This window comes from Streptomyces canus, from assembly GCF_041435015.1.
Taxonomy (GTDB): Bacteria; Actinomycetota; Actinomycetes; order Streptomycetales; family Streptomycetaceae; genus Streptomyces; species Streptomyces canus_G.
The window spans coordinates 3,259,195-3,271,574 of record NZ_CP107989.1 but is presented as its reverse complement, the minus strand read 5'-3'; the positions used below and the strand labels follow the sequence as shown (position 1 = coordinate 3,271,574).

Here is a 12,380-nt window from a genome sequence, read left to right as displayed (position 1 = left end):
CAGCAGTGGCCGCGCGCTTAGCTGTGCGTCAGCGCGAGACCTTGCCGGCCTTGATGCACGAGGTGCAAGCGTTCACGCGCTTCGGCGTCCCGCCGACCACGATACGGCGTCGCTGGATGTTCGGGTTCCAGCGACGGGACGTACGGCGGTGCGAAAACGAGATGTTGTTGCCGAAGCCCGGCCCCTTGCCGCAGACGTCGCAGTTGGCAGCCACGGGTCACTCCAAAGACTTCAGATGCACTTACGGTCGGATCCCGGCAAGCCGGGATCGAAGATCGTAGGATCAGAGATCTGAGTGGCACTGCCAGGGGGAATGGCCCGATCGGGATCGGGCAACCGGAGCAGCATACAACGACTGCGCCAGTAGAACGAAACTACCATGGCTGACCAGGCACTCGCTCCCGGCCCACTTCCGGTGGACACCCACCCGGGGTCTACGCTGCGTCCAGTCCAGCAGGCCGAGGAGGCGCAGGTGGCACACGTGCCGCAGACATTCTTCGATGCTCTCGCGGTGCGCACCTGGTGCGGTCTCGCGCTGCGGGCGCTGGGCCGGGCACGCGAGGAGATCGACGCGATCAACGTCTACCCCGTCGCCGACGGGGACACCGGCACGAACCTCTATCTGACGGCGGAGTCCGCGGCCGCGGCCGTGGAAGCCGTGTTCGACGGCCACGACGCCCATGGCTCGGGCAAACCCGCACTGGCCGACGCCGCGCGCGCGATGGCGCACGGAGCCCTCATAGGCGCCCGCGGCAACTCGGGCACGATCCTCGCCCAGCTGCTGCGGGGCATGGCCCAGGTGCTGGCCGCCGACGGTGAGACGGCTCACACGGACGGCGAGGGACTCCGACTCGCCCTGCGGCACGCGGCCGACTCCGCCCGCCGGGCCGTGGCCCACCCGGTCGAGGGCACCGTCCTCACGGTCGCCTCGGCCGCCGCCGACGCCGCCGGGGCAGCGGAGGGCGACTGCGGGACGGTCGCCCGGGCCGCCTACGAGGGCGCGCGCGCCGCCCTCGCCGCGACACCCGGCCAGCTGGCCGTCCTGGAACGGGCCGGGGTGGTGGACGCCGGCGGGCGAGGACTGGTGGCGGTGCTGGGGGCGCTGGTGGAGACGTTCACGGGGGAGGCGCCCAGGGCGGTGCCGGTGCTGAGCGGGACCTCCCCGGACGCAGGCTCTGCCGAAGTCTCCGCGGCCGACCCGGCCTCCCCCGACGAGTGCGCCGACGCCCCGGGCACCGGTGGCCCCGCCTTCGAGGTGATCTACCTCCTGGAGGCCGACGACACGGCCGTCGCGCGGTTGCGGGAGCGGCTCGACGGGCTCGGGGACTCGCTCGTGGTGGTCGGCGGCGACGGCCTGTGGAACGTCCATGTGCACGTCGACGACGCCGGCGCCGCCGTGGAGGCGGGCATCGAGGCCGGGCGGCCGTACCGGATCCGTATCACGCACTTCGGCCTCGGTGACGTGCACACCACCGGCGCCGAACGGCAGCCCCGCGAGCGCGCCCAGCGGGCCGTCGTCGCCGTCGTGCCCGGCGAGGGCCTGGCCGGGCTGTACACCGAGGCCGGCGCGACCACCGTCCTCGCCCGCCCGGGGGAGCCGCCCGCGAGCGGGGAGCTCGTGGAGGCCGTACGGCGTGCCCACGCGCGCGAGGTCGTGCTGCTGCCCAATGACGCCGACCTGCGCCACACCGCGGCCGCCGCGGCCGAGCAGGCCCGCGCGGAGGGCATCCGCGTCGCGCTGATCCCGACGCGCTCCGCGGTCCAGGGCATCGCGGCGCTCGCCGTGCACGAGCCGGAGCGCCGGTTCGACGAGGACGTCGTCCAGATGACCTCGGCGGCCGGCGCGACCCGCTACGCCGAGGTCGCCGTCGCCGAACGCCAGTCCTGGACCATGGCCGGCATCTGCCAGACCGGCGATGTCCTCGGCCTCATCGACGGGGACGTGGCCGTGATCGGCTCGGACGTCACCGTCACGGCCGAGACCGTCCTCGACCGCATGCTCTCGGCCGGCGGCGAGCTGGTCACCCTCGTCCTCGGCGACGAGGCCCCCGAGGCGGTCGCCGACCACCTGGAGACACGCGTACGGGAGTCGTACCTCGCTGTCGACACCGTGGTGTACCGGGGCGGACGGCAGGGAGCCCTGCTGCTCATCGGGGTCGAATAGCACCCCTGGGCGATCAGCTCTTCTGCTCCTCCATGAGCCCCAGCATCTGCTCGGCCTCGGCCCGCCGGGTCCGTGCCGTCTCGTCGTCGCGAGCCTTGCCGGAGCCGTCCGTGCCGCCATAGGCGTCGAGCACCGCACGCGCGCGTGCCGCCGCCTCCGCCGGCCGGCTCAGGTCCGCCGCCAGCCAGCCCGCCGCGAGCTCGGCACCGGTCCGGGCGTCCAGGGCGTCGTCCCCGAGCGAGGCGAACACCACGATCGCCTCCACCACCTGGGCCAGCGACGCCTCCAGCACCGCCCGGATCGAGTCGTCCTCGGCGTCCTCGGGCACGGAACGGGCCAGCAGGTCCCCGAACTGCCGGTGCGTGTGCCCGAGTTCACCGACGAGCCGCTGCCACGCCTCCTCCTCGGCCCGCGTCCCACCCAGCGCGACCTCGCACTCCCGGACCGCCTCCGTCATCAGCTCCCGTGCCGTGTCCGCCCCGTCCTCGGCACGCAGCGCGAGCCACGCGCGGGCGCGCAGGGAGCGGATCAGCCCGTGGACGTTGCCGAGTTCACGCCACAGGCCGCCCGCGCGCGCGTACGCCCGGTCCGCCTCGGCGGGCAGACCCGCCGCCCCGAGGGACTCGGCGGCGAGGTGGGCGAGCGTCGCGTGGTCGTGCTGCTCGGGCCAGTGCCGGGCGATCTCGGCGGCCTGCAGGCGCCGTTCGGCCGCCTCCCGGTGCTCGCCCAGCTCGCTCAGACAGTCACCGAGCCACCACTGCGTCTGGACGACCGCCCCGTCGCCGTGCGTCTCGGCGCTCAGGTCGGGCAGCGCCGACTCCAGCACCTCGGCGGCCTCGGCCCAACGGCCCTGCCGCAGCAGGAACCCGCCCAGCTGGTGCCGGGCCAGGGCACCCAGCGCCGGGCCCTCCCCGGCCTCGTCGGCCCAGTGAGCGGCCTCCAGGGCGTGCTCGGCCGCCTCCTCGTCGTCACCCCGGCCGCCGACGATCTCCGCGAGCTGGAGATGCAGCTGGGCCCGCCCGATCGCCTCCAGGTGCGGGCCGCCGTGCTCCAGGGCCGCCCCCAGCGCCCGCTCGCAGCCCGCCGGATCTCCCAGGTGGTGCAGGAGCCCGGCCAGCCGGGCCTCGTACTCCACCGCGAACCACGGCAGGCCCGCCTCCACGAACCCCGCCGCGGCCCACGTGAACAGCTCCGCGGACGCCTCCACGTCCCCGGCCCGCGCGGCCAGCTCCGCCAGCATCGCCTGCCCCTCGGCGACCCGCGCGGCGAGCCGCACGTCGTCCCCGGTCCGCCCCTCGACGAGCGCGAGCACCTCCCGCACGGCCTGCTCCGCCTCCGAGAGGACCGCGTCCTCCTCGGCCTCGTGCACCCGCCGCATCAGGATGCGCGCCCGGGACATCAGCACCGACGCCGTCTGCCGTACGCCTGTGCCGTCCGTGGAGTAGAGCGCGAGGACCTCGTCGTACAGCCCGGCGACCACGGTGAGGGCCTCGTCCACATCTCCCGCCAGCGCGCGTATGTAGGCGGCACGCGCGCGTGCCGCGAGCGACTCGCCGGGGTCCCCCGCCTCCGCGTACAACGCGGCGGCCCGCTCGAACAGTTCGGTTCCCTCGGGACCCAGGTCCATCGCCTCGTGGTCGGCCATCTCCGCCCGGTCGCGCGGGTCCAGCTCGACGCCCTTCGCGGCCCGCGCGACCGCCGCCCACGCCTCGACGGCGTTCGGCTGGAGGGTGTCCGACAGCCGCCGCGCCTCGGCGATCAGCGCGGACAGGTCGGGCAGATCGGGCTCCTGAGCAGTCAGCGGGACCGATGGCACGACCACGGCGGCGGCCGTCCGAACCGCCCGCACTCCCAGCGGCAGCCGCTCCACGAGCGGGCGCTGAGCCATGCGCGCGCGTGCCCGCTCGCTGACGTGGACCGTGCCGTTGCGCTCGTCGAAGCGGGCGGCCAGCGCGAGGGCCTCTGCGCGCGCGTGGGCGGCGAGTTCGGCCGCGCTCCAGGACCGGCCCGCGGGCCCCGGCACCGGCCGGTCGCCCAGGCCCAGCTCGGTCAGCCGGTCCATGAGCAGCGCCACCACGGCCGTGAAGTCCAGCCTGCTGCGAGGATGACCGTCGTCCGTGAAGTACGCGGGGCGCTCCGCGAGCAGCTCCAGGCCGCGCGCCTCGTTGCCGCTGAGGGCGCAGAACTCGACATGGTCCGCGTAGGCGCTGCGCATGCTCTCCATGGAGCGCACGAGCCTGAAGCCCCGCAGATGGTTGGCGCGCGCCTCGTCGAGGCGGCCCAGCCGCAGCAGCGGCGTCAGCGAAGAGGCGAGGACCGCGTGCGGCTCGTGGGCGCAGGTGAACTCGCCCTCCAGGACCGGCGCCCACAGGTCGAGCGCCTCCTCGTCCCTCCCGCGCTGCGCCTGCCACCAGCCCTGCTCGTGCAGCTCGCAGGCGTGACAGTCGGCCATGGCGTCCCGGTCGGCGGCCAGCCACGCGGCGTACGCGCGCTCGGCCCGCGCCAGGTCCCCGACATGCGCGGCCACGCTGTACTCGGCGCTGCGCACGGCCCGTTCGGAGTGCCCGGCCAGCCGGTAGCGCTGCTCCATCTCGCCGAGCCACTTCTCCATGGCGGCGAGCGGGATGTGCGGCTGGTCGAGCATGCCGGTCGTCATCCACTTGAAGACCCAGTGCAGGGAGTGCGTCTCGTACTCGTCGAAGTCCTCTGGCCGCTCGTCCCACATGCGCAGCAGCCGCGCGAAGGGGACGAACATCTTGGCCTTCTCGGAGCTGTAGTTGTAGACCTTCAGCTGGTGTCCGAGCGCCTCGATCACCGCGAGCGGGGTGTTCAGCTTCTCGGCCTCGGCGAGCAGCTGCTCCGCGCGCGCGTTGCGGGCGGGCCCCTCCGGCTCCTCGGCGTTCTCCGCCATCGCCCGGCGCAGCGCGTCGAAGCCCGTGACCCCGTGGTTGCCGTCCAACCCGTCGATCCCGCTCATCACAGGCCCTCCTCGCCGTTCGTGGCCCACTCCAGCAGGCCCATGAAGGCCCGGTTCAGCAAGGCCGAGTCCGCGGGCCTGAGCGGGCGCTGGGCCATCAGCAGGGCCTGCCCGTACAGGGATTCGGTGGCGGTGCCGATCAGGTCCGGATCGCCGAGCGAACCGATCCGCCGCACCAGCGGGTTGAGATGGTTCAGCACGAGACGCGCGCGTGGGGCGCTGCCGCGCAGCGAGCCCAGGATGCCCGCCCACAGGTCGTCGGCCCGGTCCTCGGCCTCCGCCCGCGCCTGCTCGTGCCGGGCGTCCCGGTCGTCCAGGTGCAGCGCGGGCACGGACAGCGGCCGGAACGCCCGCAGGACCACGTCACAGCCCAGCGGATCGAGCCTGGCGCGCGCGGCCGCCAGGAAACCGGACAGCGCCAGCTCCTCGGCCGGGTCGACCAGGCCCATGTGGGCGGTGACGGTGTCCGCGTCCAGCTCGGAGACGACCGTTCCCGGCCGCACCGAGGGCAGCGCCTCGACCAGGTCGCTGTCGTACGTGTAACCGCCGTTGACCACCCCGACGCCCTGCGCGGAGGCGATCGGCGCGACCTGCCGGTACTCCTCGACGGTCCGCGTGAAGTGCACCACCGGGTGCCGCTGCGCGAACTCCTCCAGCGACAGCCGGCCGTCGGTCGTCTCGAAGGGCAGCCACGGCAGCATCGTGCGCAGCATGTCCACGTCGTGCCGCGCGAGCGACTTCACGCCCAGGTGGTGCACGGACAGGAAGGCCGCGAGCCGTTCCGGGTCCCCGGCGGCGAGGCCCGTCAGCCAGGACCGGATGCGCTCCCCGAGCGCTTCCCGTACGGCGGCCAGCGTCTCGTCCTCGTACAGAGACTCGCGCGAGGCCGTGGGACGCAGGCTGTCGGTGTCCAGGACGCAGCGCACGAAGAACGCCCAGTCCGGCAGCAGCTGTTCGGCCCGCTCGGTCAGCAGCATGCCCTTGAGATGGACGCGGTGGGTCGCCCGCTGGGCAGGGCTGACCGCCGACGGAAGGACGTAGGCCACGCCCCGGATCCCGGCGAGCGGCACGTTCAGCTCGATCGAGTCCAATGGTGTGAAGCCGAACAGCTCGTGACAGTGCCGGGCCAGGGCCACCCTGCGGGTGGCGGGGGAGGTGTAGGGCCGGTCCCAGGGGGCGGGCAGGTCGGTGACCGCTTCGTCGCCGACCCGGACGTCGTACGGCAGCAGGGAGCCGAAGTCCCGCGCGAGCCGCAGGACCCGCTCCGGCGTGAGCCACTCGCCGGCGCCCGCCCGCGCGACCAGGTGCACGGTGGTCCCCGGCTCCGGACGGGCGTCGGGGGGCAGCGTCCGCACTTCGTACGAACCGTCGTCGCTCGCCGTCCACTCCACGGGCGGCGCGTCCGGCGTACGGGCGCTTCGGCTGACCACCCGGATCCGCTCGGCGACCACGAAACAGGCGAGCAGACCGATGCCGAACTGGCCGAGGAAGTCGGAGCGGGCCTCCTGAAGTCCCTCGGCCCGCTTGGAGCTGCGTCCGATGGTGGCCAGCAGGCTGTGCACGTCCGCCTCGGTGAGCCCGACCCCGGAGTCCTCGACCCTCAGGGCGCCGTTCTCGGCGTACAACCGCACCCGGGCCGGGGCGTCCGGCTGTTCGGCCCGCCGGGCCGTGATCGCGTCCACCGCGTTCTGGAGCAGTTCGCGCAGATAGACCTTGGGGCTGGAGTAGAGGTGATGGGAGAGGAGGTCCACCAGACCGCGCAGGTCGACCTGAAACGTATGAGGTTGCTGAGGTACCTGGGGTGTCTGTGAGGTCTGGGAGTCCATCGTCGCAGCGCCGGTGGGAGGAACGTTCGCACGGCGCGGGGTCGGGCGGTCCCGGGTGGGGCGGGATCCGCGGGGATGGCCGGAGCGCGCCATCCTAAGTCCCCAACCAGCCGTCTGACCAGGGGTTTCCCGGTATGTATACGGCAATGTCAGTGGTGTGGTGTGCAATGGATCTCGTGCCCGCACTGGAAGAACCGTTGAAGAAGGTGCTCGGCCCCGCCACCGCGAAGGTGATGGCCGAGCATCTCGGCCTGCACTCCGTCGGCGACCTCCTGCACCACTACCCGCGCAGATACGAGGAGCGGGGGCAGCTGACGCACCTCGCCGACCTGCCGATGGACGAGCATGTCACCGTGGTCGCCCAGGTCGCCGACGCCCGCCTGCACACCTTCGCCTCGGCCAAGGCGCCGCGCGGCAAGGGACAGCGTCTCGAGGTCACCATCACGGACGGCAGCGGCCGCCTCCAACTGGTCTTCTTCGGCAACGGCGTTCACAAGCCCCACAAGGACCTCCTGCCGGGCACTCGCGCGCTGTTCGCCGGAAAGGTCTCCCTCTTCAACCGCCGCCTCCAACTGGCGCATCCGGCCTACGAGTTGCTGCGCGGGGCCGACGACGAGGCAGCGGAGACGGTGGAGACCTGGGCGGGCGCCCTGATCCCCATCTATCCCGCCACCGCCAAACTGGAGTCCTGGAAGATCGGCAAGGCGATCCAGACGGTGCTGCCGAGCGCCCAGGAGGCGGTCGACCCCCTCCCGGAGTCCCTCCGCGAGGGGCGCGGCCTGGTCCCCCTCCCCGAGGCACTCCTCAAGATCCACCGCCCGCACACCAAGGCCGACATCGCTGACGCCCACGCCCGCCTCAAGTGGGACGAGGCCTTCGTCCTCCAGGTGGCCCTGGCCCGTCGCCGCCACGCGGACGCCCAACTCCCGGCGGTACCGAGGAAACCCGCTCCGGACGGCCTCCTCTCGGCCTTCGACGACCGACTGCCGTTCACCCTCACGGACGGGCAGCAGAAGGTCTCCAAGGAGATCTTCGACGACCTGGCGACAGACCATCCGATGCACCGGCTGCTGCAGGGCGAGGTCGGATCGGGGAAGACAATGGTGGCCCTGCGCGCCATGCTCGCCGTCGTCGACGCGGGCGGGCAGGCGGCCATGCTGGCCCCCACCGAGGTGCTGGCCCAGCAGCACCACCGGTCGATCGTGGAGATGATGGGGGAGCTGGCCGAGGGCGGCATGCTGGGCGGGTCCGAGCACGGCACCAAGGTCGTGCTGCTCACCGGTTCGATGGGGACGGCCGCGCGCAGACAGGCCATGCTGGATCTGGTCACCGGTGAAGCCGGGATCGTGATCGGGACGCACGCGCTGATCGAGGACAAGGTGCAGTTCCACGACCTGGGATTGGTCGTGGTCGACGAACAGCACCGGTTCGGGGTCGAGCAGCGGGACGCCCTGCGCGGCAAGGGCAAGCAGCCGCCCCACCTCCTCGTCATGACGGCCACGCCCATCCCGCGCACGGTCGCGATGACGGTCTTCGGTGACCTGGAGACCTCCGTCCTGGACCAGCTCCCGGCCGGCCGCTCACCCATCGCCAGCCATGTCGTCCCCGCCGCCGACAAGCCCCACTTCCTCGCCAGGGCCTGGGAGCGGGTCCGCGAGGAGGTGGAGAACGGCCACCAGGCCTACGTCGTCTGCCCCCGCATCGGCGACGAGGAGGACGACCCGAAGAAGGCCAGGAAGTCCGCGGAGGACGAGGCCGAGAAGCGCCCGCCGCTCGCCGTCCTGGACATCGCCGACCAGCTCGCCAAGGGCCCTCTGAGCGGCCTGCGGGTCGAGGTGCTGCACGGCCGTATGCACCCCGACGACAAGGACGCGGTCATGCGCCGCTTCGCCGCGGGCGAGACCCACGTCCTGGTCGCCACCACGGTCATCGAGGTGGGCGTCAACGTCCCGAACGCCACGGCGATGGTCATCATGGACGCCGATCGCTTCGGCGTCTCCCAGCTCCACCAGCTGCGCGGCCGAGTGGGCCGGGGTTCGGCGGCGGGTCTCTGTCTCCTGGTCTCGGAGATGCCCGAGGCGAGCCCGGCCCGCCAGCGCCTGAACGCGGTGGCGTCGACTCTGGACGGCTTCGAGTTGTCCCGCATCGACCTGGAGCAGCGCCGGGAGGGCGATGTCCTCGGCCAGGCCCAGTCCGGCGCCCGGACCTCGCTGAGGGTCCTCGCCGTGATCGAGGACGAGGAGATCATCGCGGAGGCGAGGCAGGAGGCGACAGCGGTGGTGGAGGCAGATCCCGAGCTGACGGGACTTCCCGGCCTGCGCACAGCCTTGGACGCGCTCCTGGACGAGGAGAGGGAGCAGTACCTGGAAAAGGGCTGAGAAACTGGATCCGCAACCACCCCCCCCGACCATCCCCGAACAAGGACCGAAGATGACTCGCGTGATCGCGGGCAGAGCCGGCGGACGCCGCCTGGCCGTCCCGCCGGGCAACGGAACCCGTCCCACCTCGGACCGCGCGCGCGAAGGTCTCTTCTCCACCTGGCAGTCGCTCCTCGGCGGCCCCTTGGCGGGCGAACGGGTCCTCGACCTGTACGCGGGCTCAGGCGCGGTCGGCCTCGAAGCCCTCTCGCGCGGCGCGAGCCACACCCTCCTGGTCGAGGCCGACGCGAGAGCCGCCCGCACGATCCGCGAGAACGTCAAGAACCTCGGCCTCCCGGGTGCCGAGGTACGGGCAGGCAAAGCGGAACAGATCATTCAACAATCGGCGCCGACCGAGCCGTACGACCTCGTCTTCCTCGACCCCCCGTACCGAGTCACAGATCACGATCTTCGCGAGATTCTCCTCACACTCCGCACCGAACACTGGCTAGCGCCCGAGGCCCTGGTCACCGTGGAGCGCAGCACCAGAGGCGGAGAGTTCCAGTGGCCGCCCGGTTTCGACGCGGTCAAGGCCCGTCGCTACGGCGAGGGAACGTTTTGGTACGGTCGCGCCGCCTCTACGTGCGAAGACGCACGATGACCGGACCGGAGAGCGAGGGATCTCAAGTGCGCCGCGCCGTCTGTCCCGGGTCGTTCGACCCGATCACCAACGGACATCTCGACATCATCTCCCGCGCCTCCAGACTGTACGACGAGGTCTACGTCGCGGTGATGATCAACAAGTCCAAGAAGGGCCTCTTCGAGATCGACGAGCGGATCGACCTGATCCGCGAGGTCACCGCCGAGTACGGCAACGTGATCGTGGAGGCCTTCCACGGCCTCCTCGTCGACTACTGCAAGGAGCGCGACATCCCGGCCATCGTCAAGGGCCTGCGCGCGGTCAGCGACTTCGACTACGAACTCCAGATGGCCCAGATGAACAACGGCCTCTCGGGAGTCGAGACCCTCTTCGTCCCGACCAACCCCACCTACAGCTTCCTGTCCTCCTCGCTCGTCAAGGAGGTCGCGACCTGGGGTGGAGACGTCTCCCACCTGGTCCCGCCGCTGGTCCTGGAGGCACTCAACAAGCGCCTGCGCAAGGACTGATGGGACTACAGTCGTCCCGTCCGTCTCCAACACAGCTGTAGAGAGTGGCGAGCACAGGTGGACGTGCAGAAGAAGCTCGACGAGATCGTCTCCACGGTCTCCGGTGCCCGGTCGATGCCCATGTCGGCCTCGGTGATGGTCAACCGCGCCGAACTGCTCGCGTTGCTCGAAGAGGTGCGCCAGGCGCTGCCCGGCTCCCTCGCGCAGGCTCAGGAACTGATCGGGGACCGCGAGCAGATGGTCGAGCAGGCCCGCCAGGAGGCCGAGCGGATCATCGGGCAGGCGCATGCCGAGCGCGGCTCCCTGATCTCCGACACCGAGGTCGCCCGCCGTTCCCAGGCCGAGGCCGACCGGATCCTGAACGAGGCCCGCCAGGAGGCCGAGGAGGTCCGGGCGGAGGCCGACGACTACGTCGACTCCAAGCTCGCCAACTTCGAGGTCGTCCTCACCAAGACCCTCGGCTCGGTCGGCCGCGGCCGCGAGAAGCTCCTCGGCACCGGCCCGGGCCTCGACGAGAACGGCTACGAGGACGAGGACGCCCCCGAGCGCAGCCACGACCCCGAGACCCTGCGCAAGGACGCCGACTCCTACGTCGACGCCAAGCTCGGTGCCTTCGAGGCGGTCCTCGCCAAGACCCTGGAGGCCGTCGGCCGCGGCCGACAGAAGCTGCACGGCCGTATCGCCACGGACGACCTCGGCGCCCTCGCCGACGACACCTCCACCGTCCAGCACTCCAGCGACGCCGACTACCTGGCCGACCTCACCGCCCTCGCGGAGCAGGACGCCCGGTCCCAGGCCCGCGGCCAGTCCGAGCAGCAGCCGGACTACGCCCAGCAGCACGCGTACGGCTACCAGCAGGCCGACGCCTACGCCGGCTATCAGCAGCAGCCCGATCCCTACGCCCAGCAGGACCCGTACGGCTACCAGCAGGCCGATCCCTACGCCTACCAGGGCTACGACCAGCAGCAGTACGACCCGAACCAGGCCCAGCAGGCCCAGCAGGCCCACCAGGAGCAGCAGAGCTACGCCCTGGACGAGACCAGCCTCTTCGACACCGGCATGATCACGCCGGAGCAGTTGAGGGCGTACGAGCAGGGTCGCGGCCAGTAAGGGACCACCGGATTGGGCCGTGAGCGAAAGGTCCAGTATCCTGGCTCTTCGGTCGCGCGTACGTCCGCGATCAACGCTGCCCGGGAGCACCGAAGGGCGGCGCCCCTCTGAGCTCGAAGATCGAAAGCAGGAATGGCCCTGAACGCCCGCCTCGACCACCGCAACCCTCTCGTGTTCGACACACACGAGCTGGGGCGGCGTCCTGGCGCGCTGCAGCGCCTGACCCGTGAGATCGACGCTCCCAAGGATCTGGGTATCCAGGGAGTGATCGGAGTGCCGGAAGGCGCCCCGGTCGTGCTCGAGCTCCGCCTCGAGTCGGTCATGGAAGGTGTGCTTGTCACAGGCACCGCCCGTGCACAGGCCGAGGGGGAGTGCGTAAGGTGTCTGGAGCCGCTTGAGCTGGTGCTCGAAGCGGATTTCCAGGAGATGTTCTCGTACCCTGACGCCGACGACCGTGGCCGCGTGAAAGCGGAACCGGCCGACGACGCCGAGGAAGACGAGGACAGGCTCTTCATCGAGGACGGCCTGTTCGACCTCGAACCCGTGCTGCGTGATGCGGTGGTGCTCGCACTGCCGATGCAGCCGGTGTGCCAGGACGACTGTCTGGGCCTGTGCTCCGAGTGCGGGGCGCGGCTCACGGACGACCCGGACCACCACCATGACGCCGTCGACATCCGTTGGGCGGCACTGCAGGGACTCGCCGGTTCACTCGAAGACGGCGAGAAGGACGAGATGAGCGGCGCCGAACCGGGCGTCGACGAGAAGCAGGAGAAGTAGCC

The 12,380-nt window shown here is 71.7% G+C and carries 9 protein-coding genes; 6 read left to right on the top strand and 3 right to left on the bottom strand.

Annotation, left to right across the window (positions count from 1 at the left end):
• Positions 1 to 28: 28 nt before the first annotated feature.
• Entirely contained in the window at positions 29 to 214 is a 186-nt protein-coding gene (gene rpmB / locus OG841_RS14430) for a 50S ribosomal protein L28 (protein WP_069765393.1), read from the bottom strand.
• A 258-nt stretch (positions 215 to 472) separates the two neighbouring features.
• Between rpmB and OG841_RS14425 the strand changes: the two genes are divergently transcribed.
• Entirely contained in the window at positions 473 to 2,164 is a 1,692-nt protein-coding gene (locus OG841_RS14425) for a DAK2 domain-containing protein (RefSeq protein WP_365122474.1), read from the top strand.
• A 13-nt stretch (positions 2,165 to 2,177) separates the two neighbouring features.
• Here OG841_RS14425 and OG841_RS14420 read toward each other — a convergent pair whose 3' ends face one another.
• Together OG841_RS14420 and OG841_RS14415 are read right to left on the bottom strand one after the other, a co-directional pair.
• Complete coding sequence (locus OG841_RS14420) at positions 2,178 to 5,141, bottom strand: tetratricopeptide repeat protein (protein WP_328641100.1); 2,964 nt, start codon at positions 5,139 to 5,141, stop codon at positions 2,178 to 2,180.
• Entirely contained in the window at positions 5,141 to 6,967 is a 1,827-nt protein-coding gene (locus OG841_RS14415) for an HSP90 family protein (protein WP_371565548.1), read from the bottom strand. Before OG841_RS14415 ends, OG841_RS14420 begins: the two co-directional genes overlap by 1 nt.
• Positions 6,968 to 7,134: 167 nt before the next feature.
• Here OG841_RS14415 and recG point away from each other — a divergent pair, with 167 nt between their 5' ends.
• The 5 genes from recG (at position 7,135) to OG841_RS14390 (ending at position 12,378) form a co-directional block, all read left to right on the top strand.
• A complete protein-coding gene (gene recG / locus OG841_RS14410; RefSeq protein WP_371565546.1) occupies positions 7,135 to 9,345 on the top strand; it encodes an ATP-dependent DNA helicase RecG in 2,211 nt (736 codons plus the stop codon).
• A gap of 52 nt (positions 9,346 to 9,397) precedes the next feature.
• Complete coding sequence (rsmD, locus tag OG841_RS14405) at positions 9,398 to 9,985, top strand: 16S rRNA (guanine(966)-N(2))-methyltransferase RsmD (RefSeq protein WP_328641103.1); 588 nt, start codon at positions 9,398 to 9,400, stop codon at positions 9,983 to 9,985.
• Between the two features lie 26 nt (positions 9,986 to 10,011).
• Positions 10,012 to 10,491 (top strand): pantetheine-phosphate adenylyltransferase, encoded by a 480-nt coding sequence (gene coaD, locus OG841_RS14400; RefSeq protein ID WP_057616492.1) that lies wholly within the window; start codon positions 10,012 to 10,014, stop codon positions 10,489 to 10,491.
• A gap of 57 nt (positions 10,492 to 10,548) precedes the next feature.
• A complete protein-coding gene (locus tag OG841_RS14395; RefSeq protein ID WP_371565544.1) occupies positions 10,549 to 11,601 on the top strand; it encodes an ATP synthase F0 subunit B in 1,053 nt (350 codons plus the stop codon).
• A 132-nt stretch (positions 11,602 to 11,733) separates the two neighbouring features.
• Positions 11,734 to 12,378 (top strand): YceD family protein, encoded by a 645-nt coding sequence (locus tag OG841_RS14390; RefSeq protein ID WP_057616496.1) that lies wholly within the window; start codon positions 11,734 to 11,736, stop codon positions 12,376 to 12,378.
• Positions 12,379 to 12,380: the final 2 nt, after the last annotated feature.

Excerpts from the sequence above, each read along its gene's own strand:
- OG841_RS14390 (WP_057616496.1), top strand. The coding sequence starts at position 11,734 with ATGGCCCTGAACGCCCGCCTCGACCACCGCAACCCTCTCGTGTTCGAC.
- OG841_RS14420 (WP_328641100.1), bottom strand. The coding sequence starts at position 5,141 with ATGAGCGGGATCGACGGGTTGGACGGCAACCACGGGGTCACGGGCTTC.
- rsmD (WP_328641103.1), top strand. The coding sequence starts at position 9,398 with ATGACTCGCGTGATCGCGGGCAGAGCCGGCGGACGCCGCCTGGCCGTC.
- OG841_RS14415 (WP_371565548.1), bottom strand. The coding sequence starts at position 6,967 with ATGGACTCCCAGACCTCACAGACACCCCAGGTACCTCAGCAACCTCAT.
- recG (WP_371565546.1), top strand. The coding sequence starts at position 7,135 with ATGGATCTCGTGCCCGCACTGGAAGAACCGTTGAAGAAGGTGCTCGGC.